This is a genomic window from Clavibacter sepedonicus (assembly GCF_000069225.1).
In the GTDB taxonomy this organism is placed as follows: Bacteria; Actinomycetota; Actinomycetes; order Actinomycetales; family Microbacteriaceae; genus Clavibacter; species Clavibacter sepedonicus.
Window position 1 is genome coordinate 1,127,769 of record NC_010407.1, and the last position, 25,965, is coordinate 1,153,733.

24 protein-coding genes are annotated in these 25,965 nt (G+C 72.2%); 12 read left to right on the forward strand and 12 right to left on the reverse strand.

The genetic code is table 11. The features are described from left to right. The first annotated feature begins 374 nt into the window (after positions 1-374). Both CMS_RS17075 and CMS_RS18135 read left to right on the forward strand, forming a co-directional pair. Positions 375-731, forward strand: coding sequence for a hypothetical protein (locus tag CMS_RS17075; protein ID WP_133064117.1), 357 nt, complete (start codon positions 375-377; stop codon positions 729-731). A gap of 127 nt (positions 732-858) precedes the next feature. Further along, a complete protein-coding gene (locus CMS_RS18135; protein ID WP_256890524.1) occupies positions 859-987 on the forward strand; it encodes a hypothetical protein in 129 nt (42 codons plus the stop codon). 34 nt (positions 988-1,021) lie between these two features. Here the strand turns inward: CMS_RS18135 and CMS_RS05370 are convergent, their stop codons facing one another. From CMS_RS05370 to CMS_RS05385, 4 genes are all read right to left on the reverse strand, one after another. Next, complete coding sequence (locus tag CMS_RS05370) at positions 1,022-2,470, reverse strand: phytoene desaturase family protein (RefSeq protein ID WP_012298480.1); 1,449 nt, start codon at positions 2,468-2,470, stop codon at positions 1,022-1,024. A gap of 9 nt (positions 2,471-2,479) precedes the next feature. Continuing rightward, positions 2,480-3,478 carry an SDR family oxidoreductase gene (locus CMS_RS05375; RefSeq protein ID WP_012298481.1) on the reverse strand — a complete coding sequence of 333 codons (999 nt, stop codon included), beginning with the start codon at positions 3,476-3,478 and terminating at the stop codon, positions 2,480-2,482. A 98-nt stretch (positions 3,479-3,576) separates the two neighbouring features. After that, positions 3,577-5,265, reverse strand: a complete 1,689-nt coding sequence (locus CMS_RS05380; RefSeq protein WP_041464441.1) for a long-chain-fatty-acid--CoA ligase — start codon at positions 5,263-5,265, stop codon at positions 3,577-3,579. 64 nt (positions 5,266-5,329) lie between these two features. Further along, positions 5,330-6,259 carry an oxidoreductase gene (locus tag CMS_RS05385; protein ID WP_041464442.1) on the reverse strand — a complete coding sequence of 310 codons (930 nt, stop codon included), beginning with the start codon at positions 6,257-6,259 and terminating at the stop codon, positions 5,330-5,332. A 126-nt stretch (positions 6,260-6,385) separates the two neighbouring features. Here CMS_RS05385 and CMS_RS05390 point away from each other — a divergent pair, with 126 nt between their 5' ends. The 4 genes from CMS_RS05390 to CMS_RS05405 all read left to right on the forward strand — a co-directional run bounded on the left by CMS_RS05390 (position 6,386) and on the right by CMS_RS05405 (position 11,178). Further along, positions 6,386-6,733: a hypothetical protein gene (locus CMS_RS05390; protein WP_012298484.1), complete on the forward strand. Its 348-nt coding sequence runs from the start codon at positions 6,386-6,388 to the stop codon at positions 6,731-6,733. Then, positions 6,730-7,968: a M20/M25/M40 family metallo-hydrolase gene (locus tag CMS_RS05395; protein ID WP_012298485.1), complete on the forward strand. Its 1,239-nt coding sequence runs from the start codon at positions 6,730-6,732 to the stop codon at positions 7,966-7,968. The genes CMS_RS05390 and CMS_RS05395 overlap by 4 nt, the downstream gene beginning before the upstream one ends. Before the next feature lie 96 nt (positions 7,969-8,064). Beyond that, positions 8,065-9,027, forward strand: coding sequence for an IS481 family transposase (locus CMS_RS05400; protein WP_012298486.1), 963 nt, complete (start codon positions 8,065-8,067; stop codon positions 9,025-9,027). Positions 9,028-9,036: 9 nt separating this feature from the next. Then, complete coding sequence (locus tag CMS_RS05405; RefSeq protein WP_041464443.1) at positions 9,037-11,178, forward strand: S9 family peptidase; 2,142 nt, start codon at positions 9,037-9,039, stop codon at positions 11,176-11,178. 18 nt (positions 11,179-11,196) lie between these two features. Here the strand turns inward: CMS_RS05405 and CMS_RS05410 are convergent, their stop codons facing one another. Together CMS_RS05410 and CMS_RS05415 are read right to left on the reverse strand one after the other, a co-directional pair. Next, on the reverse strand, positions 11,197-11,898 hold the full coding sequence (locus tag CMS_RS05410; protein WP_012298488.1) for a haloacid dehalogenase type II: 702 nt from the start codon (positions 11,896-11,898) through the stop codon (positions 11,197-11,199). 55 nt (positions 11,899-11,953) lie between these two features. Further along, a complete protein-coding gene (locus tag CMS_RS05415) occupies positions 11,954-12,679 on the reverse strand; it encodes a DUF1684 domain-containing protein (RefSeq protein WP_012298489.1) in 726 nt (241 codons plus the stop codon). 107 nt (positions 12,680-12,786) lie between these two features. On the opposite strand from CMS_RS05415, the gene CMS_RS05420 reads away from it, so the two are divergent. Together CMS_RS05420 and CMS_RS05425 are read left to right on the forward strand one after the other, a co-directional pair. Continuing rightward, positions 12,787-14,541, forward strand: a complete 1,755-nt coding sequence (locus CMS_RS05420) for a pyruvate dehydrogenase (protein ID WP_012298490.1) — start codon at positions 12,787-12,789, stop codon at positions 14,539-14,541. 62 nt (positions 14,542-14,603) lie between these two features. After that, positions 14,604-14,921 carry a putative quinol monooxygenase gene (locus tag CMS_RS05425; RefSeq protein WP_012298491.1) on the forward strand — a complete coding sequence of 106 codons (318 nt, stop codon included), beginning with the start codon at positions 14,604-14,606 and terminating at the stop codon, positions 14,919-14,921. A gap of 15 nt (positions 14,922-14,936) precedes the next feature. On the opposite strand, the gene CMS_RS05430 is transcribed toward CMS_RS05425, so the two are convergent. Next, positions 14,937-15,977 carry a zinc-dependent alcohol dehydrogenase family protein gene (locus CMS_RS05430; RefSeq protein WP_041464444.1) on the reverse strand — a complete coding sequence of 347 codons (1,041 nt, stop codon included), beginning with the start codon at positions 15,975-15,977 and terminating at the stop codon, positions 14,937-14,939. An 88-nt stretch (positions 15,978-16,065) separates the two neighbouring features. Here CMS_RS05430 and CMS_RS05435 point away from each other — a divergent pair, with 88 nt between their 5' ends. Beyond that, positions 16,066-16,440, forward strand: coding sequence for a DUF6804 family protein (locus CMS_RS05435; protein ID WP_012298493.1), 375 nt, complete (start codon positions 16,066-16,068; stop codon positions 16,438-16,440). Here the strand turns inward: CMS_RS05435 and CMS_RS05440 are convergent. Together CMS_RS05440 and CMS_RS05445 are read right to left on the reverse strand one after the other, a co-directional pair. Next, complete coding sequence (locus CMS_RS05440; protein ID WP_012298494.1) at positions 16,403-17,194, reverse strand: alpha/beta hydrolase; 792 nt, start codon at positions 17,192-17,194, stop codon at positions 16,403-16,405. The two genes, CMS_RS05435 and CMS_RS05440, sit on opposite strands and share 38 nt — an antisense overlap. Next, complete coding sequence (locus CMS_RS05445) at positions 17,194-18,342, reverse strand: glutathione S-transferase family protein (protein WP_041464445.1); 1,149 nt, start codon at positions 18,340-18,342, stop codon at positions 17,194-17,196. Before CMS_RS05445 ends, CMS_RS05440 begins: the two co-directional genes overlap by 1 nt. 295 nt (positions 18,343-18,637) lie before the next feature. Here CMS_RS05445 and CMS_RS05450 point away from each other — a divergent pair, with 295 nt between their 5' ends. After that, positions 18,638-20,773, forward strand: coding sequence for a DEAD/DEAH box helicase (locus CMS_RS05450; protein ID WP_041464446.1), 2,136 nt, complete (start codon positions 18,638-18,640; stop codon positions 20,771-20,773). A 301-nt stretch (positions 20,774-21,074) separates the two neighbouring features. Here the strand turns inward: CMS_RS05450 and CMS_RS17305 are convergent, their stop codons facing one another. Continuing rightward, positions 21,075-21,743: a hypothetical protein gene (locus CMS_RS17305; protein ID WP_158309436.1), complete on the reverse strand. Its 669-nt coding sequence runs from the start codon at positions 21,741-21,743 to the stop codon at positions 21,075-21,077. A gap of 54 nt (positions 21,744-21,797) precedes the next feature. On the opposite strand from CMS_RS17305, the gene CMS_RS17310 reads away from it, so the two are divergent. Continuing rightward, positions 21,798-21,953 (forward strand): hypothetical protein, encoded by a 156-nt coding sequence (locus CMS_RS17310; protein WP_158309437.1) that lies wholly within the window; start codon positions 21,798-21,800, stop codon positions 21,951-21,953. 297 nt (positions 21,954-22,250) lie between these two features. Next, complete coding sequence (locus tag CMS_RS05455) at positions 22,251-23,417, forward strand: IS30-like element ISCmi3 family transposase (protein WP_076612010.1); 1,167 nt, start codon at positions 22,251-22,253, stop codon at positions 23,415-23,417. 876 nt (positions 23,418-24,293) lie between these two features. On the opposite strand, the gene CMS_RS17315 is transcribed toward CMS_RS05455, so the two are convergent. Together CMS_RS17315 and CMS_RS05470 are read right to left on the reverse strand one after the other, a co-directional pair. Then, positions 24,294-24,470, reverse strand: a complete 177-nt coding sequence (locus CMS_RS17315; RefSeq protein ID WP_012298502.1) for a hypothetical protein — start codon at positions 24,468-24,470, stop codon at positions 24,294-24,296. Between the two features lie 50 nt (positions 24,471-24,520). After that, on the reverse strand, positions 24,521-25,894 hold the full coding sequence (locus CMS_RS05470; RefSeq protein ID WP_012298503.1) for an MFS transporter: 1,374 nt from the start codon (positions 25,892-25,894) through the stop codon (positions 24,521-24,523). Between the last annotated feature and the right edge of the window lie 71 nt (positions 25,895-25,965).

The window sequence follows — 25,965 nt, forward strand, 5'->3', positions numbered from 1 at the left end:
GTTCGGCGGATCACCCAAGCTCGACGACCGCGTGTCGCAATTCGGGGACATCAACAGGCGTGCTATGCGGACATCGACCGACAACGGGCGAGGGCGCTGAAATCCACACCCCCGGGTCACGTTGGCGTCGACGTCCGAGTCGACGCCGTCACGGGCCGACCAGATGGTCTTCATATTGATTCCGTGTTCAACGGGAAGTCGGTATTCGCGGAATCCTACCGATGGGGGCGAGAGTGTCAAGAACTGAACAAGAAGCCATCCAGAGCCTCACCAATAGTTGGATACCTCTTGGTGTCGAGTATGCACGCGGAGCCAAAGGGGTGAACGCGATGTGCATCTATGCGGCGTCGGAACCCGGGCAATGATATGCCAATATGCTCTTCGAGCAGGATGGCCGAGTTGTCTACCCGGATGACCTGTGTGGTGTGGATGCCAGTTCCTCGCGCATGCTCCGCTTGCAGCATCAGATGGTTGCGGTGCTGCGAGATGCGGAAAAGCAACTTGCGCAGCAAGGGGCAGGGCACCCGACGGAGTACCGAATCACCTACGAGCCGGGTCCGGGGAGATCGGATGTACAGCTCTCTCGCGAGATCAAGTACGTGGATCATCCGGTCAAGACGTTGCAGAATGGTCCCGAGGACTGGCTCGATGGTCGGCTGGAAAAAGTATTCGGCAAGCTGCTCCCTCCCGAAGATGAATGGCCAAAGTATCGAGGAAAGCGAAAGATTTAGCTAGGGTCTCCGCGAGCGAGCGAGCGAGCGCGCGAGCGAGCGCGCGGGTCGTGCGGTGGGGGATCGTGTCGCGGAGGCGGCCGATGTGGCGTCTGTCGCGGGGCGTGTGGTGGGCGCGGGTGCGCGGGTGACGGTCGCTGCAGGTTCCGGGTTGGTGCGGGTGGAGGATCTGCTCACGCAGGCGGTGGCCAAGGCGGATGCGGTGACGCCGGAGGGGTTCCGGGTGCCGGCGGGTGTGCGGATAACGCCGATGTGACGGCGCCGTCGCGTCGATGCCACCGACGCACGCGTCACATCGAGAGGTCCGGCCCGCGCTCGATCCCGAACTCGTGCCGCAGCGCGCTGCGTGCCGCCTGGTACCCGGCCATGCCGTGCACGCCGGGCCCGGGCGTCGCCGAGCTCGAGGCCAGGTAGACTCCCGCGGCGGGCGTGCGCCACGGGTCTGGCGAGAGCACGGGACGGGCAAGCAGCTGCCACACGCTCGCGGCGCCGGCCGCGATGTCGCCGGCGATGTAGTTGGGGTCGTGCTCTTCCATGCCCACGGCGTCGATGCTGGACGAGGCGAGGATCAGGTCGCGGAAGCCCGGGGCGAAGCGCTCGATCTGCCGCGTGATGACCTCGGTCTGGTCGACCGTGGATCCCGCGGGCACGTGCGTGTAGGCCCAGAGCACGTGTTTCCCCTCGGGCGCGCGGCCGGGGTCGTCGATGGAGGGCTGCGCGACGAGCACGTACGGGTCGTCGCTGTGTCGCCCCGCGGCGACCTCGTGCTCGGCGCGCTGGATCTCCGCGCGGGTGCCGCCCACGTGCAGCGTGCCCGCCTTCCGCAGCTCGGGATCCGTCCACGGAACGGGGCCCGAGAGCGCGAAGTCGACCTTGGAGGCTGCGTTGCCGTAGCGGAAGCGGCGGATCGCGCGGAGGTAGCGGGCGGGCAGCCGGTCGCTCGCGATGCGCGAGAGTGCCCGGGCGCTGGTGTCGAGGAGCACCGCGCGGGCGGCCGGCAGCTCGTGCAGCGTCCGGACCTCGGATCCCGTGACGACCTCGCCGCCATGGGCCCGCAGGTCGGCGACCATCGCGTCGACGATGGACTGGCTGCCGCCGATCGGCACCGGCCAGCCGCGCGCGTGCGCGTACGCGCCGAGGGAGAGCGCAGCCGCGGCCGTGGACACGCTCGGCATGGTCTGGATCGCGTGGGCCGCGATGCCCGTGAACATGGCCGGCGCCACGTCGCCCCGAAAGCGCGCGTTCCACAGCGGCGAGCCCTGCTCGAGCGCGCGGAGCCCCAGGCGGATGGCGGTGGGCGGGTGGCGCGGCACCTGGAGGAGCGGGCCGTTGGTGAATTGCGCGACCCGGTCGGCGGAGGCCGCGAGCGACCCCATGAGCTGCCGCCATGCGCGCCCGTCGACGCCGAGCGCGTCCGCCGTGCGGTCGATGTCGCGGTAGGCGATGCCCGAGACGCCGCCGTCGAGGGGGTGCCCGTAGGAGATCTCCGGCACGACGAGGTCGATCCGCCGGTCGAGCTGGAACGCCCGGAAGAACCCGGACGCGAGCGCCATCGGGTGCACCGCCGAGCAGATGTCGTGGTGGAAGCCCGGGAGCGTGAGCTCGGCCGTGCGGCTGCCGCCGCCGATCGTGTCCGCCCGCTCGTGCACCTCGACCCGCAGGCCCGCGCGCGCCATCGTCACGGCCGCGGCCAGCCCGTTCGGCCCGGAGCCGACCACGATCGCGTCGATGTCACCCATGCGTCGAGGCTATCGGCGACGCAGGGCGGCGGCCCCGGCGACGACGCCGGAGAGGAGGGCGCCCGCGCCGATCGCGACGGTCTTCGCGCGGTTGCGGATGATCCAGACCTGCGGGCTCATCGTGCGGGCCCGGTCGCTGAAGATGCCGCGCGCACCCTGGTCGCCCGCGGTGGGCGTGTACAGGTTGGTCGTCAGCATCGGCTGCGTCTTGTCCGCGGCCTGCTGGCCGGAGTAGCCGGTCTTCGCGAGGTAGCCGTCGAGCCAGTTCGCGACGAAGCGGTTGCCGAGCACCGTCATGACCGTGGGCTCGCCCACCCAGTTGCGGCGCTTCGGCTTCTCGGCGACGGCGGCGATGGCCTGCGCGCCCACCTCGGGCTCGAAGATCGGCGGCACGGGCTGCGGGTGGTGCGGCAACTGTGACTTCACCCAGTTGAACTGGATCGTGTTGAGCGCGGGCATGTCGACCGTGGAGATCGTGACCGAGCTCTTGTTGTGGATCAGCTCGGTCGTCACCGACTCCGTAAAGCCCTGCACGGCGTGCTTGGCCGCGCAGTAGGCGGCCTGCAGCGGGATCCCGCGGTGGGCGAGCGCCGAGCCGACCTGGATCACGTGGCCGCTGTCGCGCGGCACCATGCGGCTGAGGGCGGCGCGCGTCCCGTTGACGAAGCCGAAGTAGTTGACCGCGGTGGCGCGCTCGAAGTCGGCCGGATCCGTGGTGAGGAACTCGCCGAAGACGCCGACCATGGCGTCGTTGACCCAGAGGTCGATGGGGCCGAGCTCGTCCTCGACGCGATCGGCGGCGGCCTCGACGGCCAGGCGGTCGGCGACGTCGGTGGAGATGCCGAGACCGCGGCGCCCGCGCGCCTCGATGTCGGCGACGGCGCCCGCGAGCCCGTCCTCGCCGCGCGCGAGGACGGCGACGTCCCAGCCGCGGTTCGCGAGCTCCCGTACGGTCGCTCGGCCCAGTCCGGCCGATCCTCCGGTGACGACGGCGATGCCTCGAGTCATGTGGCTCCTTCGATGGTTGGTGCACGAAGCGTGCTCATCCACCGTAGGACGGTCGCGTCCCGCCGACCGTGCCCGGGGCCGGTCCTGCCAGGCGGCGGTCAGCCTTCGCGCTGCAGGTCCTCGCGCACCTGGCGGCGCAGCACCTTGCCGATGAGCGAGGTGGGGAGCGCATCCACCCGCACGACGCGGCGCGGCACCTTGTAGGCGGTGAGGTGCTCGCGGCAGTACGCGCGGATCGCGGCCTCGTCGAGCCTGGCACCCGGATCCAGCACGACCGCGGCCGTGACGTCCTCCCCGCCGTCCGCCGACGGGAGCCCGACCACGGCGACGCCCTGCACGCCCGGCGCGCCGCGCACGACGTCCTCGACCTCGCTGGGGGAGACATTGAAGCCGCCCGTGATGATGAGCTCCTTCATCCGGTCGACGATGGTCGTGAAGCCGTCGGCGTCGACGCGCACGATGTCGCCCATGCGGAACCAGCCGCCGTCGAGGAGCGCGGCGCGCGTCTCGTCGGGCCGACGCCAGTAGCCCTGGAACACCTGCGGCCCGCGGATGAGCAGCTCGCCCTCCTCGCCCGGCGCGCGGTCGACGTCGGGATCCTCGGGATCCACCACCCGCACCTCGGTGCTCGGGAACGGGACGCCCACGGTGCCGGGCCGGCGCGACGGGCCGATGGGGTTGCCAAGCGCGACGGGCGACGTCTCGGTGAGGCCGTAGCCCTCCACGAGGTAGCCGCCCGTGAGGCCCTCCCACAGCTCGACGGTGGACACCGGCAGGTTCATGGCGCCGGAGATCGCGAAGCGGACGCCCGTGAGGTCGACGCGCTTCTCCTTCGCGCCGCGCGCGAGCCGCTCGTAGATGGGCGGGACGGCGGGCAGGAACGTCGGCGGGTGCTTCCGCGCGGCGGCGAGCACGAGGTCCACGTCGAACTTGGGGAAGAGCACGAGGCGGGCGCCGATCGCCATGGCGAAGGTGAGGCAGAGCGTGAGGCCGTAGGCGTGGAACATGGGCAGCACGCCGTAGACGGTCTCGCCGCCGTCCGCGAGGCCGGGCACCCAGGCGCGGCCCTGCATGGCGTTGGCGTGCAGGTTGCGATGGGTGAGGATCGCTCCCTTCGGGCTCGCCGTGGTGCCGCTCGTGTACTGGAGGATCGCGACGTCGTCGAGCTCGGGCTTCGGGCGGGACGCGGCGATCCGGCGGTGGTCGACGAGCTGCTCCCAGGTGACGGTGTCCTCGACGGGCGCGGTGATCGCGGCGCGGGCGCGGCGGGCGGCCGGCACCGGGAGGCGGAGCTTGAGGCGCGTGGCGAGAGGCATCGCGGCGGGCAGGTCGACCGAGACGATGGTGTCGACGGGCACGTCGCGCGGCATGTCCTGGATGGTGCCGACGACCGTGTTCCAGGCGATGACGACGCGGGCCCCGTGGTCCTCGAACTGGTGGCGCAGCTCGCGCGGCGTGTAGAGCGGGTTGTGCTCCACGACGATCGCGCCGAGCCGGAGCACCGCGTAGAAGGCGACGATGTGCTGCGGGCAGTTCGGCAGCACGAGCGCGACGCGGTCGCCCTTCCGGACGCCCAGGCGGCGCAGGCCCTCCGCGGCGCGGGAGATATGGTCGCCCATCTCGCGGTAGGTCGTCTCGCGCCCGAAGAACTCGAGCGCGACCGCCTTCGCGTGCCGCTGGATCGAGCGCTCGACCATGTCGACCAGGGACCCGATGACGGGAGGGATGTCGGCCGACACCCCGTCCGCGTAGCTGCGTACCCAGGGGCGGTCGGCGTCGAAGATCATGTCCCCACCATAGGGAATGCGCCCGGGCGTGGCCCGGGCGCATCGGCCGTCCATCGATCAGGGGCTACGCGGGGTAGACGACCCCGGTGAGCTGCTCGGACGCGTCCCAGAGACGGCGGGCGAGCTCGGGGTCCTTCGACCACGGGCTCGAGACGGCGAGGTGCGGCATGCCTCTCATCCCGCCGGGGCCCGCGGGCCCGTAGTAGTCGCCCGGGTGCACGCCGAGGCCGGTCGCCGCCTGGATCTGCGGGAGCGCGCCCACGCGCACGTCCTGGCCCATCGCGGCCGGCCCGAACTTGGCCGCCAGGTCGCTCATGACGCCCTGGGGCCCGGATCCCGGACCGTTCTTCGCGAGGTTCGTGGAGGTGACGCCGGGGTGCGCGGCGACGGACGTGAGGCCCCACGCGCGCTCATCCGACAGCGCCTGCAGGCGGCGCATGAAGAGCAGGTTCGCGAGCTTGGCCTGGCCGTAGGCCGCCCAGGGGCTGTAGCGCCGCTCGGACTGGAGGTCGCCGAACGCGATGCGGCCCATCCAGTGCGCGAGGCTCGAGACGACGACCACGCGAGGCGCGTCGGCCGCCCGGAGCGCAGGCAGCAGCAGGCCGGTCAGCGCGAAGTGGCCGAGGTGGTTCGTGCCGAGCTGGATCTCGAAGCCGTCGCGCGTCTCGCGCCGGTCCGGCGGGGCCATGACGCCGGCGTTGTCGACGAGGATGTCGATCGGCCCGCGCTCGACCTCGCGGTCGGCGAAGGCGCGCACGGAGGCGAGGTCGGCGAGGTCGAGGGATCCGACCTCCACGTGGACGCCGGGGTGGCGGTCGCGGATGGTGCCCGCCGCGTCCTCGCCGCGCTCCGGGTCGCGCGAGGTGAGCACGACGGAGGCGCCGGCCGCGGCGAGCCGACGGGCGGTCTCGAGGCCGAGGCCGCTGTTGCCGCCGGTGACGACGGCGCGCTTCCCGTCGAGCGGGCTGATGATGATGTCGGTGGGACGGGGCACGCGGACTCCTCTGGCGGATGGGATCCCCACGCTACCGAGGTCGGCCGGGCGTCGCCCGTGCGGGCGGCGCGGGCCGCGCGCCGGACGGCCGTCGGGAGCCGCCGATGGGAGGATCGGGGCACGTGGATGAGACGCGGCCGGGACGGATTAGAGGGCGAGCGGGGGAGCGCGGAGACGCACGCGATCGGGGTCGGGGCCGTGGTCGTGATCCTCGACGGCGCGGCCGCCACCGGCGACCCCGCGCTCGACGGCGAGCCCGTCGGCCTCGTGGTCGCCTCCGCATCCGACGGCCTGCGCAGCGTCAGCCCCGTGCCGACCGCGCGCGGCCGCGCCTGGGTCGTGGAGCTCGGCTCGGACGACGACGGCGCCGCCGGTCGCCGGGTCGTCGTGCCGCAGAGCGCGCTGCGCCTGGTCGACGACGCCGACGAGACTGTCTCCGCGCTGCCCGCCGACGACCTGCCGCCGCGCGCGTGAGCGGCGCCGTGCCGGGGTCCGACGCCGGCACCGTCGGCACCGCCGGCCTCGTGGATCCCGTCGACCTCGCCGCCGAGCTGATCCGCATCGACTCGACCAACCCCGACCTCGTGGCTGGAGCCGCGGGCGAGACCGCCGTCGCCGCCCACGTCGCCGCCTGGCTCCGCGCCCGCGGCTTCGACGTGCGCGTGCTCGAGGACGCCCCCGGGCGTCCGACCGTGCTCGCCACCGCGCGCGGCACGGGCGGCGGCCGCACGATCCTGCTGGACGGGCACCTCGACACCGTCCCGCCCGGCGACCCCGAGCGCGGCGGCCTGCGTCCCCGGGTCGAGGACGGACGCCTCCTCGGCCGCGGCGCCTTCGACATGAAGGCGGGCCTCGCCGCGATGATGGTCGCGGCCGACCGCGCCCGGCGGATCGGCACGCGCGGGGACGTCGTGCTCGCGCTCGTCGCCGACGAGGAGTTCGCGAGCCTCGGCACCGAGGAGGCGCTGCGGGCCCTCGCCGCGGCCGACACGCGGATCGACGGCGCGGTGATCTCCGAGCCCAGCCAGTCGGAGGCGATCGTGGCCCACCGCGGCTTCGGCTGGTACGAGGTCCGCCTGCGCGGGCGCGCGGCGCACGGATCGATGCCGGAGCAGGGCGTCGACGCGATCGCGCACGCGGGCCTCGTGCTGCGCGACCTCGACGCGCTCGCCGAGCGCCTCGCGGCCGGGCCGCGCCACCCGCTCCTCGGCACGGGCGCGGTGCGCGTCTCCCGGATCCACGGCGGCTCGGATGCGGCCACGGTCGCCGACTCCTGCGTGCTCACGCTCGAGCGGCGGTTCCTCCCCGGCCAGTCGACGGCGGACGTGGAGGCCGAGCTGCGAACGGCGCTCGACGCGGTCGCCGCCCGCACGCCGGGCATGGACGCCGAGCTCGGGGTCCTCGTCGCCCGCGCCGCCTTCGAGGCCGACGTCGACGGGCCGCTCGCGCGCGCCGTGCTCGACAGCGGGATGCGCGTCACCGGATCGCCCGTCCCGCACCGCGGCGAGCCCTTCTGGACCGACGCGGGACTCGTGCACGAGGCCGGCATCCCGTGCATCCTCCTGGGCGTCACGGGCGGCGGCGCGCACGCGGACGAGGAGTGGGCCGAGGTCGACTCCGTCCGGCAGCTCGCCGACGTGCTCGAGGGCGCGATCCTCGACTTCTGCGGGAGCGACGCCGCCCTGCCGACGAGCCGCCCGGTCGCCTAGTTGTAGTTCCTCGGGAGGTTGTGAACGCTGGGGCGGATAGCGAAGACCTCCGGGACGATGTGAGTTACCAAGCACACGTCATCACCGGAGGTCTTCGTGACTCACGCTAATGCCCCGTTCGCTCCCGTGGGCAGGCTTCGGCTTGCTCGGTTGATCGTTGAGGACGGGTGGCCGGTCCGGCGTGCGGCGGAGAGGTTCCAGTGCTCGCCGGCGACGGCGTCGAGATGGGCTCGCCGGTATCGGGCCGGGTTGCCGATGACGGATCGCTCATCCCGCCCGCACCGGCAACCGACCCGCACGAGTCAGCGTCGGGAGCGGCGGATCGTCGCGCTGAGATTCACCCGCCGGTGGGGCCCGCACCGCATCAGCTACCACCTGCGTATCCCCCGTTCCACGGTCGAGCGGGTCCTCCGTCGCTACCGGATGCCGTTGCTCACGCACCTGGATTCCGCGACGGGACTCCCCGTCCGACGCTCGCCCGCGCGACGTTACGAGCACTCCTCACCGGGAGATCTGGTCCACGTCGACATCAAGAAGCTCGGCCGCATCCCGGACGGCGGCGGGCACCGAGTCCTCGGCAGAGCGGCCGGCCGGAGGAACACTCCCCGGACCGGGCGGGGATACGCGTTCCTGCATCACGCCGTGGATGACCACTCCCGACTCGCGTACTCCGAGATCCTCACCGACGAGCGCAAGGAGACCGCTGCCGCGTTCTGGGCCCGCGCGAACGCGTTCTTCACCGCCGCGGGCATCACCGTGATCCGTGTCCTGACGGACAACGGCTCCTGCTACCGCTCCCACGCCTTCACCGAGGCGCTCGGCACCATCGCCCACACACGCACCCGCCCCTACCGGCCCCAGACCAACGGGAAGGTCGAGCGCTTCAACCGCACCCTCGCCACCGAGTGGGCCTACGCCCATCCCTATCGCACCGACGAGGCCCGCGCCGCGACCTACGACGCCTGGCTGCATCACTACAACCACCACCGCCCCCACACCGGCATCGGCGGACTCACGCCCGCCGAACGCGTTCACAACCTCACTGGGAACTACACCTAGCGTGGGAGCATGTCCGACACCCGCACCCCCTTCTCCGAGCTCGACGAGTTCATCGCCATGCCGCGCCTCGGCGGCCTCGTGCTCTCCCCCGACGGACGCCGCGCCGTGCTCACCGTCACGACCCTCGACGCCGCGCGGACCGGCTACCGCCACGCCCTCTGGGCCGTGCCCGCGTCGGGCGGCGGCGTGCCGCGGCGCCTCACCCGCTCGGCGAAGAGCGAGGCGGGCGCGGCCTTCACGGCATCCGGCGACCTCCTGTTCGTCTCGTCCCGGCCCGACGCCGACGACGCCGAGGAGAAGGACGCCGCGCAGCTGTGGATCCTCCCGGCCGACGGCGGCGAGGCCCGCGCGCTCACCCGGCTCGCCGGCGGGGTGGACGGCATCGCGGCCGTCGCGCGCGACGCGGCCACGCTGATCCTGCGGGCGCCGCTGCTGCCCGGGTCCGGCTCGCTCGAGGCCGACGCCGTGGAGCGGAAGAAGCGGTCGGATCTGAAGGTCAACGCGATCCTGCACGAGAGCTACCCCGTGCGCTACTGGGACCACGACCTCGGCCCCGACGAGCCGCACCTGCTCGCGCTCGACCTCGCCGACGCGCTCGTCGAGGAGCCCGCGCGTCCCACGACGGCGGACGCGGCCACCGCGCTCGCCGCCGAGGCCGCCACCGAGGACGGCGGATCCGCAGCAGCCGCGCCCGCCGCCAACGCCCAGCCGTACCCGGCCTCGCTGCCGCGTCCGCGGGACCTCACGCCGCGGCCCGGCCGCACGCTCGACCACGCGGCCGCCGCCATCTCGCCGGACGGCCGCACGCTCGTCGTCGCGGTCGGCGTGAAGGAGCGCCGCGGCGACCGGCAGGCGCTCGTGTCGATCGACGTCGCGACCGGCGAGCGGACCACGCTCCTCGACGTGCCCGGCGTCGACCTCGAGATGCCCGCCATCAGCCCGGACGGCGCCCTCCTCGCCTACATGCGCACCGACCGGGCCACGCCCGCCGCGCCCACGCAGCAGGAGATCTGGGTGTCGGCCCTCGACGGATCCGGCGCCCGCCGCGTCGCCGCCGGGTGGGACCGCTGGCCGTCGTCGCTGCGGTTCGACGCGGACTCGCAGGGACTCGTCGTCACGGCCGACCAGGACGGGCGCGGACCCGTGTTCCGCATCGGCCTCGACGACGCCGTCACGCAGCTCATGACCGACGACCACACCTACACGGACGTGCAGGTCGACCCCGGGACGGGCGACGTGGTCGCCCTGCGCTCCTCGTGGATGGCGCCCGCGCACCCCGTGCGCGTGTCGGCCGCCGACGGATCCGTGACGGAGCTCGCGACGCCGGCGCCCGTTCCCGCGACGACCGGCACCATGACCGAGGTCGAGACGACGGCCGCCGACGGCGCCCGCGTGCGCGGCTGGCTGATGCTGCCGGACGGCGCGTCGGCCGAGGCGCCCGCGCCGCTGCTGCTCTGGATCCACGGCGGACCGCTCAACAGCTGGAACGCCTGGAGCTGGCGCTGGACCCCGCAGGTGATGGTGGCGCGCGGCTACGCGGTGCTGCTCCCGGATCCCGCGCTCAGCACCGGCTACGGCCTCGACTTCATCGCGCGCGGCTGGGACGCGTGGGGCGAGGCGCCCTTCACCGACCTCATGTCGATCACGGACGCCGTCGAGGCGCGCGACGACGTCGACGAGACCCGGACGGCTGCGATGGGCGGCTCGTTCGGCGGCTACATGGCCAACTGGGTCGCGGGCCACACCGATCGCTTCCGCGCGATCGTCAGCCACGCGAGCCTGTGGGCGCTCGACCAGTTCGGGCCGACCACCGACTCGTCGCAGTACTGGCAGAGCATCTTCTCGGCGCAAGGGCTCGACCGGAACTCGCCGCACCACTCGGTGCGCGACATCGTGACGCCCATGCTCGTGATCCACAGCGACCGCGACTACCGCGTGCCCGTGGGCGAGAGCCTGCGCCTCTGGTCGGAGCTCGCCGAGCACCACGCCTCCGACGACGGCACGACGCCGCACCGGTTCCTGATCTTCCCGGACGAGAACCACTGGATCCTGAAGCCCCAGCAGTCGGTGGTCTGGTACCGGACGGTGCTCGCGTTCCTCGACCAGCACGTGCACGGGAAGGACTGGGTGCGGCCCGAGGCGCTCGGCTAGCGGCGGCGGTCCGGTCGCTCAGGCGAGCGCCCGGACCAGCTCGCCGAGGTCGGCGACCTCCAGGTCCACGAGGTCGCCGGCTCCGGGGCGCTCGGCGCCCGGGCGCGCGACGTACGCCGTGCGGAAGCCGTGCGCGGAGGCCGCGCGCAGGTCCCACGGGTGGGCGGCGAGGAACAGGGTGCGCGCGGGATCCAGGTCGAGCGCGTCGATGGCGTGCCGGTAGGCGGCGGGCGCGGGCTTGAAGGTGCGGACGGATCCGCTGGAGAGGATGGCGTCCCACGCGATCGCCTCCGCGTGCGCCAGTCGGGCGAGCGCGGCGAGGTCCCCGTTGCTGAGACCGGCGACGAGACGCTCTCGACGGAGCGCGGCCGTCGCCTCTGGGACGTCGGGCCACGCGCGGTGCTCGCGGTCGGAACGTGCGGCTCGCGCGCGGATCCCCGGGGTGGGGTCCCCGCCGAGCCCGGCGACCGCCTCGACCGCCGCCGCGCCCATGAGCTCGGCATGCGGCTGCCACGGGGCGTCACCCCTGACGACGGCGGACATCCGCGCGTCGAGGTTCCCCTCCCGCCGCCGCCGGAGTTCCGTCGCGGAGGCCAGCCCTGCCTCGGCGGCGATCTCGTCGGCCACGCGCGCCCAGGTCGCGTCCTCGTCGACGAGCGTGCCGATGACGTCGAAGACGACGGCGTCGACGCGGTCCGGAAAAAGGGGTGTCCTGTCCATGGATCGCAGTCAACCAGGCGAGGGCGCGGGAACCCCGGCCCGGCGCAGCCGCGGCTCAGGCCTCGTCGCGGTAGACCACCTGGCGCTCGCCCGCCCGGACGGCCGCGGTCAGCCGGTTGCCGGCGGGCGGGAGCGGGCAGTTCATCCAGTCGGAGAAGCCGCAGGGCGGGACGACGGCGCGCGTGAAGTCGAGGGTCACGGGCCCGTCGCCGTCGGGGCGGGGGAGGAAGAGGAAGCGGCTGGGCGCGTAGCTCTCGCGGCCGGTGGTGGCGTCCGCGAAGACGAGCTGGAGGCGGTCGCCGTCGGCGAAGGCGCTGAGGCGCACCTCGGACCCCTCGATCTCCACGACGATGTCGCCGGGCACGGGCAGCTCGCGCGTGCGACCGGCGTCGGCGATGTGCTCGAAGGGGATCACGCGGTCGTCGTCGACGCGCTCGAAGCGGCCCTCGAGGATCCACTCGGGCGCGTACGGGTAGACCTCGATGTCCTCGAACGCGCGGTTCTTCGGGCTCGCCGAGTCCCAGAGCCGGTAGCCGTACTCGGGCTCGCCGGTGTCGAGCGAGGTGCGCTCGATCCGCGTGAGCTGCACGGTGTCGGGCTGGCCGTCGAGCGCCTCGAGGTCGCTGACCTCCCGGCCGGGCTCGAGCCACGTCGTCTGGATGAGCGCGAGGCTGCCGAAGGGGCTCGTCACGGCGGCGAGACGGGCGCGGTGCCAGGCGTCGTATGCGGCGAGGGCGTCGGGGTCGGCGGGTCGGGCGGGATCGGTCGTCGTGTCGGTCACCTGATGGTCAACGCGCCTGGCGCGGTCGCATTCCCGGAGGGCGCGTCGCGCGGAGGTCGCGCGGAGGCGGCGGGTATTGACTGGAGGCACCGACGGAAGGACGCACCATGGCACGCACGGTCGCCGATCAGCTCATCTCCCAGCTCCTCGCGGCGGGGGTCAGTCGCATCTACGGGGTGGTGGGCGATAGCCTCAACCCGGTCGTGGACGCGGTGCGGCGCACGGGCGGGAGCCGCAAGGGCGGCATCGACTGGATCCACGTGCGGAACGAGGAGGCGGGCGCGTTCGCCGCATCCGCCGAGGCGCAGCTCACGGGGAAGCTCGCCGTGTGCGCCGGATCCTGCGGGCCGGGCCACCTGCACCTCATCAACGGCCTGTACGACGCGCACCGCTCGGGCGCGCCCGTGCTCGCGATCGCGAGCCACATCACGACGAACCAGATCGGGTCCGGCTACTTCCAGGAGACCCACCCCGACCGCCTCTTCGTCGAGTGCTCGCACTACACGGAGATGATCTCGACCGCGGTGCAGGCGCCGCGCGTCGTCGACCAGGCGATGCGGCACTCCCTCGCGCTCGGCGGCGTCAGCGTCATCACGCTGCCCGGCGACGTGGCGGAGTTCGAGGCGGAGGGCGAGGCGCCGGTCTTCTCGGTCCCGCGGCGACCGGCGATCGTCCCGGCCGAGGAGGACGTGCGCGCGCTCGCCGCCGCCATCGACGAGGCGGGGAGCGTCGCGATCTTCGCGGGCCGCGGCGCGGGATCCGCGCACGCCGAGCTCATGGAGCTCGCCGACAAGATCGCCGCGCCCGTCGGCCACTCGCTGCGCGGCAAGGACGTCATCCAGCACGACAACCCGTTCGACGTCGGCATGACCGGCCTCATCGGCTACGGCGCCGCGGCCGCAGGCATCGCGGGCGCCGACCTGCTGATCCTCATCGGCACCGACTTCCCCTACGACCAGTTCCTGCCGGGCAAGGAGGTGCGGACCGCGCAGATCGACATCGCGCCCGAGCGCCTCGGCCGCCGCACCGACGTCGACATCGCGATCCACGGCGACGCCCTCTCCACGATCCGCGCCGTGCTGCCGCTGGTCGAGCGGAAGACGGACCGCCGGTTCCTCGACAAGCTGCTCAAGGAGCAGGACAAGAAGGTCGAGCAGGTCGTCGGCGCGTACACGACGAAGGCGGAGAAGCTGACGCCGATCCACCCCGAGTACGCGGCCAGCATCCTCGACGAGGTCGCGAGCGACGATGCCGTCTTCCTGAGCGACACCGGCATGTGCAACGTGTGGACGGCGCGCTACATCACCCCGAACGGGCGCCGGCGAATGCTCGGGTCGCTCGTGCACGGATCCATGGCCAACGCGCTGCCGATGGCGATCGGCGCGCAGATCGCGTACCCGGAGCGCCAGGTCGTGTCGGTCTCGGGCGACGGCGGGCTCTCGATGCTCATGGGGGAGCTCGTGACGGTCGCGGCGTACCAGCTGCCCGTCAAGGTCGTCGTCTTCAACAACTCGACGCTCGGGCTCGTGAAGGTCGAGATGCTCGTCGACGGGATCCCGGACTTCGGCGTCGACGTGCCCATGGTCGACTACGCCGCGGTGGCGGCCGCGCTCGGGATCCACTCCCAGCGCGTCGAGGACCCGGCCGACATCCGCGGCGCGCTCGAAGCGGCGTTCGCGCACGACGGGCCCGCGCTCGTCGACCTCGTCACCGACCCGATGGCGCTCTCCATCCCGCCGGAGATCACGGCCGCGCAGGTGAAGGGCTTCGCGCTCTCGATGTCGAAGATCGTGATGAACGGCGGCGTCGGCGAGGCCGTGAAGCTCGCCCGCTCGAACCTGCGGAACATCCCGCGGCCGTGAGCGATCCCGCGCACGCGTCCCGTCCTACCCCGAACCGTCCCACACCGAACCGAGGAGATCCCATGTCCCAGCCCGTCGTCGTCACCGCCGTCTTCACGCCCGTCGAGGGCAAGCACGACGAGGCGGTCGCCGCCCTGTCCCGCGGCATCGCCGAGGTGCACGAGGAGGAGGGCTGCGAGGTCTACGCGATCCACGACGCCCCCGACGGCACCATCGTGATGCTCGAGAAGTGGTCGTCCGAGGAGGACCTCGACGCGCACGGCGCGGGCGAGGCGGTGGCGCGCATGGGCGCGTCGCTCGCCGGCCTCATCACGGGGCCCGCCGTCGTCACCCGGCTCACGCCCATCCCGGCCGGCTCGGAGCTGCAGGGCGCGCTGTAGCGGCCCGCGCTCCGCTCAGCCGACCTCGACCAGCGTGATCCCCGCCGAGCGGTCGCCCGACGCGAGCGCCTCGAGCGCGGCCGGAGCCTCGTCGAGCGTGATGCGGTGCTCGATGAGCAGCTCGGGCTTCAGCGCGCCCGAGGCGACCATGGCCATCAGCTCGGCGTAGTCGTGCGCGGGCATGCCGTGGCTGCCGTGCATGCTCAGCTCCTGGCTGATGACGAACGGCACGGGCACGGTCGGCTCGGTCGCGAACAGGCCGATCTGCACCTGCCGGCCGGTCGGCGCGAGCGCGAGCACGCTGATCCGCAGCGTGGACTCGCGGCCGAGCGCCTCGACCGACACCTGCACGCCGTCGGGCGAGACCGCGTGGATCGCGTCGAGGACGTCGAGCTCCGAGAGGTCCGAGGAGTCGATCGTGTACTCGGCACCGAGCTCCGACGCGCGCGCGAGGGCCGCGGGATCCACGTCGACCGCGATGACCTCCGCGCCCACGGCGACGCCGATCATCACCGCGCTGAGGCCGACGCCGCCGCAGCCGATGACGAGGAGGTGCTCGCCGCGCCGGATCCTGGCGCGGTGCACCAGCCCGCGGAAGGCGGTGGCGAAGCGGCAGCCGAGGAGGGCGGCGGCGCCCGCGTCGAGCTCGTCGGGCACGGGGATGAGGTTCACGTCGGCGTCGTGCAGCGCGACGAGCTCGGCGAACGACCCCCAGTGCGTGAAGCCCGGCTGCGTCTGGTCCCGGCACACCTGGCCGTTCCCGGCGCGGCACTCGGCGCAGCGGCCGCACGCGCAGACGAACGGGACGGTGACGCGGTCGCCCACGTGGAAGCGCGTCACCTCGGGTCCGACCTGGTGGATCCGCCCGACCAGCTCGTGCCCCGGCACCTGCGGGAGCTCGATGCCGTCGTCATGGCCGAGCCAGCCGTGCGCGTCGCTGCGGCAGACGCCCGTCGCCTCGACGCGCACGACGACGCCGCCGGCGGACGGCACGGGATCCGGCAGCTCGCGGACGACGGGCGTCTCGCCGAACCTCTCGTAGACGACGGCGCGCATGGGGGCTCCTCGGGGTCGGGGCGGGTCGGGCTCGTCCACGCTATCCGAGCCACGGCCCGCACCCGGCGCGCGCTGGCAGACTGGCCCGGTGACCCGCACCCCCGCCGCCCCCGCGTTCACCCGTCCCTCGCTCGCGCCCGGGCTCCTGGGCGCCATCGTGCTGCTGGCCGGCTTCGCGGTGATCGACGGCGAGCTGTTCACGGTCGTGCGCTTCGCGGTCGCGATCTTCGCGCTCATCATGATCGTGTTCTCGGTGCGCGCCCGCAGCTGGTGGAGCGCCGCGCTGCTCGCGGCCGTCGCCGTGATGTGGAACCCGGTCGCCGTGATCCCGGTCGAGGCTGTCACGTGGCAGTCGCTGCAGTACGTCGCCGCGATCGTGTTCATCGCCGCGGGCATCCTCGTGAAGGTGCCCGTGGACGACGCCCCTACGCCGGGCCGACCCCGAACGCGCGCTCCTCGGTGAGGCCCCGCCGCAGGTAGGCGACGATCTCGTCGAGCGACCGGCGTGCGAGCGCCGGGTCGGCCGCCGGGTAGGCGAGCCAGCCCTGGTCGGCGCGGGGGATCCGCACGAGCCGCGCCTTCATCCCCGCCGCCTTCAGCGCCGCGACGCCCTCGACGACGTGGTCCAGGCGCGGATCCGCGGCGCCCACGTGCACGAGCGCGTCGGGCAGCCGGTCGAGGCCGTGGCCCTGGTGGTCGGCGGATCCGACGCTCGGCACGTCGCCGGACGGGCTCACGAGCACGAGCCGCAGCACGGCGGGACCGTCCGCGTCGCGGGCGAGCGCCGTGATGCGGAGCGCGCGATCGGCGCCCTCGCCGTCGCCCAGGATCCCGAGCCGCTCCGGCGTGCCGTTCCAGCCGGCCGCGTGCGACGCGATCCACGACAGCCCGCCGAGCGCCTGCGCGTCGTCGTCCGGCGCCATGGTCACGACCACCGCGCGGAGGTCCTTCGCGAGCGTCGAGGGCAGCCAGTCGCCGTCGTGCCGCGCGAGGACGACGAGCACGGGGGATCCGGTCGCCGAGCGGTCGTGGCCGGGCGGCGTCCACACGGCGACCTCGAGCGGGACGCCCTGCTGGCCGGCGGCGAAGCGGACGACGCGCGTGCCCGCCGCCGGGGTGCCGCGGAGCGAGCGCGCGACGGCCGGGACGTGCCGGATGGCGATGCCGAGGATCCGGCGACGGCGGGTGAGCGTGCCGGGAGCGGTGCGCCCGGCCATCAGGCGGGACCTGCGGATCCGGCGTCGGCCGTCCCGGGCACGGGCGTCCCGGAGACCGATGCCCGCGCCTCGGAGGGCCGCGTCTCGCGCTCGCCGCGCGGGACCGCGCCGTGGCCCTCGGGCACGCGCTCGCCCTCGCGGACCGGGCCGGGAGGCGTGCCGTCGCCGAACGGGCGGCCGCCCAGCTCCTCGCGCCCGTGCGGCTCGAGCCAGCCCCACGTCTCGGGGCCTACCGGCACGACGCGCGTCGGGTTGATGTCGGTGTGCGTCAGGTAGTAGTGCTGCTTGATCTGCACGAAGTCGATGGTGTCGCCGAAGCCGGGAGTCTGGAACAGGTCGCGCGCGTACGCCCACAGCACGGGCATCTCGTCGAGCTTCTGCCGGTTGCACTTGAAGTGCCCGTGGTAGACGGCGTCGAAGCGGGCGAGCGTGGTGAAGAGGCGCACGTCGGCCTCGGTGATGGTGTCGCCCACGAGGTAGCGCTGCGTGGCGAGCCGGTCGCTCAGCCAGTCGAGCCGGCCGAAGAGGCGGTCGTAGGCCTTCTCGTAGGCCTCCTGCGATCCCGCGAACCCGCAGCGGTAGACGCCGTTGTTCACGTCGCGGAAGACGAGGTCGGCCACCTCGTCGATCTCCGCTCGCAGGGGAACGGGGTAGAGGTCGGGGGCGCCCTCGCGGTGGTGCTCGGTCCACTCGGTGGAGAGGTCGAGCGTGATCTGCGGGTAGTCGTTGGTGACCACCTGACCGGAGGGGATGTCGACGAGCGCCGGCACGGTGATCCCGCGCGGGTAGTCGGGGAAGCGCGCGAAGAACGACTCCTGCAGGCGCTCGGTGCCGAGGACCGGGTCACGGCCGGCGGGGTCGAGGTCGAAGGTCCAGCTGCGGGCGTCGTGCGTAGGGCCGGGGAGGCCGAGGGAGATGGCGTCCTCGAGGCCGAGGAGGCGTCGGACGATGACCGAGCGGTTCGCCCACGGGCACGCGCGCGCCGCGACGAGGCGGTAGCGGCCGGCCTCGACGGGCCAGCCCTGCGAGCCGTCGCGGAGGATCCGGTCCTCGATGTAGTTCGTGTCGCGGGTGAACTCACCCTCTTCCACGTAGCGGCCGGGAGCGCCCGCCTCGTTGCTGGCTGCGGGTGTCGCCTGATCCGTCATGCATCCACCCTAGGCCGGGGCCGTCCGCGGCGACCGGGCCGGGCCGAGCCGCACCGCGCACACCGGCGCGCACCGGCTCCCGCGTGCCCTAAACTCTCCGTGTGCCCGTCCTCCCCGAGGCGGCCGGGTGCAGGCGGCGGACCCACATCCCACCCCCCGACCCGGAACCCCGGTTGCTCGAGGCAGGTCCCCTCGCCACCGTCCGACCGCACGCGTCACCGTGCGCGACGGGCTCACGTCCTTCCGATCCGGGAGCGCAGGCAGCGCCTGGCCCCGGCAGTGAACAAGGAGTTGCATGGCTCGCACCGGCCAGCGGCGGTCCTCCGCCCGCACGCGCACGATCGACAACGAGGGGCTCATCCCCGTGCTGGCCCGCGCCGTGCGCGAGATCGAGCAGGCCGCCCAGCGCGGCAAGCTCAAGCCCGTCAACCGCACGAAGTTCCAGGTCATCGCCGTGCTGATGCGCGAGGAGCGCACGCACGCGAAGGACCCGGCCACCCCGCTCAGCGACCCCGAGCGCGCCGAGACCCTGAAGCGCCTCGACGGCATCGCGAGCATCCTGGCCCGCACGGCCGCGCGGGACACCTCGGTGCTGCCGCTGCTGGATCCCGACGCCAAGCTCTCCGAGACCGCCCGCGCCATGCGCAAGCACATGCTCTTCGACGGCGGCGTGGAGATGGTCGTGGAGGAGGAGCCGGAGCCCGAGCCCGAGGATCCCGCCCTCGCCAAGCTCGTCGAGCGCCAGGTGGTGCCGCCGTCCGTCAAGGCCCGCGTGCTCGCGAACCCGTTCCTCGAGCCCGACCTCGACCGGCCCGCGCCCGCCGCGCCGCCCACCCGGAGGCTCGCGAACTGGGAGCTGCTCGGCCCGCTGTTCAAGTCGTTCGAGTACGGCGCCGGCGGCGGCATCGCGAGCATGGATCTGCCCGAGAGCCCCCGCATCGACCGCCTCTCGCCGCACGGCCTCGAGCTCATGCGCCACCAGGCGCGCTTCCTCGAGAGCGTGCGCCTCGGCCACCGCGAGTTCCTGCTCGCCGACGAGCCGGGCCTCGGCAAGACCGCGCAGGCGCTGCTCGCGGCGTCCGTCGCCGACGCGTACCCGCTGCTCGTCGTCGTGCCGAACGTCGTGAAGATGAACTGGAAGCGCGAGGTCGAGCGGTGGACGCCGCACCGCCGCGCCACGGTGATCCACGGCGACGGCCTCGGCCTCGACGCCTTCGCCGACGTGGTCATCGTCAACTACGAGGTGCTCGACCGGCACATCGGCTGGCTGCGCACGCTCGGCTTCCGCGGCATGGTCGTCGACGAGGCGCACTTCATCAAGAACCTGCAGTCGCAGCGCTCCAAGTTCGTGCTCGCGCTCGCCGAGAGCATCCGCCAGCGCCAGTCGAACCCGCTGCTCATGGCGCTGACGGGCACGCCGCTCATCAACGACATCGACGACTTCCGCGCCATCTGGCAGTTCCTCGGCTGGATCGACGGCGACAAGCCCACGTCGCGCCTCATGGGGGAGCTGGAGGAGGCGGGCCTCACGCCGGCCGATCCCGGCTTCTTCGCCGAGGCGCGTCGCGCGGTCATCGACCTCGGCATCGTGCGCCGCCGCAAGATCGACGTGGCCACCGACCTGCCGTCCAAGCGCATCGCGGATCTCCCGGTCGAGCTCGACGACGACCTGGGCCGCTCCATCCGCCAGGCCGAGCGCGAGCTCGCCGCCCGCCTCGTCAAGCGCTTCACGGCGCTCGTCGGCGCGCGCGGCACCACCGTCGCCGACGTCATGGACGGACCGGCGTCCGAGCGCGCGAGCCTCGTGCGGCTCGTCGCGCAGTCCGAGCTCGACGAGGCCAAGGCGCAGAAGACCGGCGAGAACGTGTTCACCATGGTCCGCCGCATCGGTCAGGCCAAGGCCGTGCTCGCGGCCGACTACGCTGCGCAGCTCGCCCGCTCCGTGGGCAAGGTCGTGTTCTTCGCGAAGCACGTCGACGTGATGGACCAGGCCGAGGCCACGTTCGCGAAGCGCGAGCTGAAGAGCGTGTCCATCCGCGGCGACCAGTCGCCGGCCGCGCGCCAGAACGCGATCGACTCCTTCCAGAACGACCCCGAGGTGAAGGTCGTGGTGTGCTCGCTCACCGCGGCGGGCGTCGGGCTCAACCTGCAGGCCGCGTCGAACGTCGTGCTTGCGGAGCTCAGCTGGACGAGCGCCGAGGAGACGCAGGCCATCGACCGCGTGCACCGCATCGGCCAGGAGGAGCCCGTCACCGCGTGGCGGATCATCGCGGCGCAGACCATCGACGCGAAGCTCGCCGAGCTCATCGACGGCAAGGCGGGCCTCGCGGCGCGCGCGCTCGACGGCGAGGACTTCGACGAGGCCGGATCCACGTCCGTCCAGCTCGACGCCCTGTCGCACCTCCTCGAGGAGGCGCTGGCGGCGGGCTGACCTCAGACCGGCTCTACACGACGATGCCCGGGCTATCTCAACTCGAGGTAGCCCGGGCATCGTCGCATGGAACTCCTATTAGTCGCGTCGACGATGAAGTCGTCCCGACAATTTTACGGAGACAAGATATGTCGCGCCGAAGAGCATTATCGCTCCTATGGTCGCAGGGATCGCGTGCGAGGAAATCGTCGTCCCTCCCACAAGAGGCACGACAACCAGCTGCGAGAAGAGAAAAAAGGCGACCACGATGCTCGATGACGTGAAGGCGCGGGTGCGCCGTGAACTTTGACGGTTTTCTGATTCAGTAATGGCGACACTGTGCGGCAAGCGTAGCGAGGTAGATGCGGAGATTTTGCCCACCCGGGCAGATGCCATGAGCAGTCAGAATACCGATGACCGTCGCGCCAAGTCCGGCGCCGATGCCGCACCCTACTCCTGCGGTTTCCGGCCCGACCGCCGCGCACACGGCAAGCGCAATGGTCCGCGCCGCGCCCACGGCCCCGGCGGCCTGTTCGCTGGAGTCGAGGCTGATGTAGGGGAACGGGTCAGCGCCGACTCCCACCAACGATTCGCCTGGGCCACCTTCCGAGCCTGGGTCGACTAAGGCGTCTCCATTGGGTGTATAGGTGAAGGAGATAAGCGCGTGGCCGGAGAGGTGGTAGGTCACACGCTGTCCGTACGGCGTAGTAGCGGTGGTGCGGTCTGCTGGGCCGCGCGTAAGATCGCTCGCGAGCTCACGACGCTCAGCCGAGTCGCGGAGAATGGACGCGTGAGTGGTTTGCGCTGAATTCGAGTGGCTCATGCTCGCCTGCACTTTAGAGGGAGTGCGGCTGGCTGACGGTTCCGCGTAAACGGATGGTGTTACTGCAAAGGACGACATGGCTAGCACCGCGACTGCGGCCACCTGTGTCAGTAATTGTTTTTTCATTTTTCCTCTTAGCTGGTTGTGGTGAAGGTCACCATCCTCCATGAGTGGCTGTCGAGCACGACTTGTCCGCAGGGTCCGCCAGCGGTAGGAGAGGAAGTGCTAGGTCGGTCAGTGATCGCCGAGCTCATCGACAGCAAGGCGGGCCTCGCGGCGCGCGCGCTCGACGGCGAGGACTTTGACGAGTCCGGATCCACCTCCGTCCAGCTCGACGCGCTCTCGCACCTCCTCGAGGAGGCGCTGGCGGCGGGCTGACCCGCTCGACGCACGACATGACGACGCCCCCGCGACCTGCGGCGGATTCTCGTGGTCCCCGCAACACCCTGAGTTCAGGGGGTTGCGGGGATCGTGGTTTCGGGTGAGTTGCGGCGGGAGTTCTTCGAGGTACTGGACCGGGTCGATGGCAGCATCACGGCTGCTGCGGCTGTGGTCGGGGTGAGTCGGAACACCGCGTACGGGTGGGCGCGCACGGCTGGTGTGCGTGGGCGCGGGAAGTCCGGTACAGCGGGGCATCCAGGGCGTGGCGAGTACGAGCGGCTCCGCGTGGAGGGGATGTCCCGGCGGGTAGCCGCGTCGCGGGTCGGTGTGCATGAGCGCACTGCGCAGGACTGGGACCGCGGCTGGATGAAGCGGGGCAGTGTTCGGATTCATGCTGATGGTCGGCGGATCGAGTACAACACCGGGATGGCTACCATCACGGGACCGCGTCTGCCCGCTGTCGACGCTGTTCTGCATCCGCGGTTCCTGACCGTGATCGAGCGGGAGACGATCGCGGATCTGCGCCGTCAGGACCTGTCGCTGCGCGCGATCGGGCGGGTTCTGGGTCGGCCGGCATCGACGATCAAACGCGAGCTCGATGCCCGCACGGTCGCGGGGACCTACCAGCCCCACGCGGCGCACCGGGCCTGGGCAGCGAGCCGCTCTCGTCCGAAGCGGGCGAAGCTCGCTCAGGACGGGCCGCTGCGGGACTACGTCGCACGCAAGCTGATGCTGCGCTGGTCACCGGAGCAGATCTCCCGCCTGCTGGTTCGGGAGTTCCCGGGCGAGGAGAGTATGCGGGTGAGCACGGAGACGATCTACCAAGCGATCTACGTCCAGGCCCGCGGCGGACTGCGCCGCGAAGTCGCCGACGCGTTACGCACCGGCCGCACCCGCCGCAGACCCCGCACCCGCCCAGAGCATCGCACTCAACGGTTCGTGGACCCGATGGTCATGATCGCTGACCGGCCCGCGGAGATCGAGGACCGGGCAGTCCCTGGGCATTGGGAGGGTGATCTGATCGTCGGCACGAGCTCACAGTCCGCGATCGTGACTCTGGTCGAACGCACCACCCGCTACGTCATGCTCGGCCATCTCCCCGGCGGGCATACCGCCGAGGAAGTCCGTGACGTGCTCGTGCCCTTGATCAGCACCCTGCCTGCACACCTACGTGGATCGTTGACCTGGGACCAGGGCGCTGAGATGGCGAGCCACCGCCAGATCAGCATCCAGGCCGGAATCCCGGTCTATTTCTGCGATCCGCACTCACCCTGGCAACGCGGCAGCAACGAGAACACCAACGGACTCCTGCGCCAGTACTTCCCTAAGGGCACCGATCTCGCCGCCCATACCTCCGCCGACCTCGAACATGTCGCTCAGCAGCTCAACGGCCGACCACGCAAAACGCTCGACTGGGACACCCCAGCCGAGCGAATGCGTGCTCTACTGACAACCATCTAAATCATCAGGTGTTGCGACGACCACGAGAATCCGCCTGCTGGTCGCGGGGGCGTCGTGCGTGCTCGGTTTCGGCTTACTGCTACCTTCCTCGGCCGAGGAGACGAGGGATCTTCAGGAGCACTAGGTAGCTGAATGCGAAGAGGGGCACACCGAACACGCCCGCTGGAAACGTGCGAGTCATCGCATTCTCGCCCGCGGCTAGGGGAGCCACTACGAGCGTGGCGAAGAGGTAAAAAGCGGTGATGACAGCGGTGAGCACGACAGCGCGCGTCCTGCGATTACGAATCGTCGGTTCAGTCATTTCGGCACTGCCCTTCCAAGCTGAGGATGTAGATGCGGTAGTTCTGATTGTTGGGGCAGACCCCATGGGCCGCGACGATGGCCACGATCGTAACGCCGAGGCCCCCAGCGGCGATGCATCCGACACCACCAGTCTCGGGTCCGAGTGCAGCACAGATCGTGGCGGCGAGACCCCCGGCCGCGGCGGTGGCACCGGTGGCTTAGGCAGCGGAGGGAGCGGAGGCGAAGGCGGGTGCAGCAGCGGCGAGCGGCACCAGCGTGAGCGCTACCAGGAGCGAGAGTCGTTTGAGCGATAGCGATCTCATCGCTTCCTTCTGTACGGGATTGAAGGAACGGTCCTCTTTCAGTGCCTCCTGAGCGCGAGTTCTCCACAGTGTTCGAATGCCGGGACGGAAGTGTGCTCGCTCGCTCTGTCGCGCGTCGGGCTGACGCTGCGGGCGTCGTCGCAAGGTGTTCGCCGAACTCGTCACCTCCCGGGGTCCCGCTTGCAGTCCTGCCGGCGCCGCAGCTGCTCGGGGTGCATGACGCCATGATTGGCGATCCGCGGGCGCGCGGGCCGACGCTCCCCAGGGCGGATCAGCCGCGTTCAGTCCTCCGACGCTGGCGCTCCGCCTTGCGGGCCGCGCGGCGTTCGCGGGCGACGGCGTCCTGCGCGTCCTGCGTCGGGTTCGAGCGTCTGGTGCCGATGACGGCGAAGGCGATGAGGATCGCCACGATGGCCATGACGGGGTAGAGGACGAAGTTCAGGATCACGTCTGCTCCTCGCGGTCGGGACTCCGAGCGTATCGAGCGGATCCGCGCACTCAGTCCTCGAGCGTCGCGCCGCGGAGATCCGGCAGCGTGAGCGCGGCGGCCGCGGCCAGCGCGAAGACGCCCGCGAAGACGCCGAACGGCAGCGCGACGCCGCCGAGCGCCAGCAGCGGCGGCACGCACAGCGGTGCGGCGATGGAGGCGAGCCGGCCGAAGCCCGCCGCGCTGCCGGCGCCCGTCGCGCGCACGCGGGTCGGGTACAGCTCGGGCGTCACGGCGTAGAGCGCGCCCCACGCGCCGAGGTTCGAGAACGACATGAGGGCGCCGAACACGAGGATCGCGGTCACGGAGTCCGCGGTGCCGAAGAGGCCGGCCGAGACCGCGGATCCCGCGAGGAAGACCGCGAGAGTCACACGGCGCCCCCACTTCTCGACGATCCAGGCGGAGACCGCGTAGCCCGGCAGCTGCGCGAGCGTGATGAGCAGCGTGTACTCGAACGACCGCACGAGCGAGAAGCCCTGCGCGACGAGCAGCGTCGGCAGCCAGATGAAGGCGCCGTAGTAGGCGAAGTTGACGCAGAACCACACGATCCAGAGGGAGAGCGTGCGGCGGCGCAGGCGCACGCCGAACAGGCGCTCGCGGGGCGTGGCGTCTGCCGGCGCGGCATCCGTGCCGGTGGCCGCGTCCGCCGCCCGGGCCTCGGCCGTCGACGCCGCGGCGGCATCCGTCGCGGGATCCGCCCCCGCCGCGACCTCGAGGTCGCGCACGACCCGCTCGGCCTCCCGGTGCCGCCCCTTGGCCTCGAGGAACCGCACCGACTCCGGTAGGCGCAGCCGCACGACGATCGCCCACACCGCGGGCACGGCGCCGAGCGCGAGCGCCCACCGCCAGCCGTCGTCGCTCGCGGTGATCACGAGGTAGCCGATGAGCGCCGCGGCCGTCCAGCCGACAGCCCAGGACGACTCGAGGATCACGATGACGCGTCCCCGGATCCGGGCGGGCGAGAACTCGCTCACGAGCGTCGAGGCGACGGGCAGCTCCGCGCCGAGACCGAGCCCCACGACGAAGCGGAGCGCGATGAGCGCGCCCACCGACATGGCGAGCGCCGAGACGCCCGTCGCCACCCCGTAGACGAGCAGCGTGAGCGCGAACACCTGGCGGCGGCCGATGCGGTCCGCGACGAGGCCCCCGACGCTCGCGCCGATCGCCATGCCGAGGAAGCCCGCGGACGCGACGAGGCCGAGCTGCCCGGCGTCCGCCTCCCACACCACCGCGAGCTGGGCGATGACGAACGAGATGAGGCCGACGTCCATCGCGTCGAGCGCCCAGCCGACGCCGCTCCCGCCGAGGATGCGCGAGTGCGCGCGGGTCCAGGGGAGGGCGTCGAGGCGCTGGCCGCGGGTGCGCGGCGAGGTGGTGGTGGTCATGGTCCTGGCTTCCGGGAGGCGCTCGGCTCGGGTCGCGTGCCTCACCAGCAGAGGAGGAGGCGCTCGGGTGG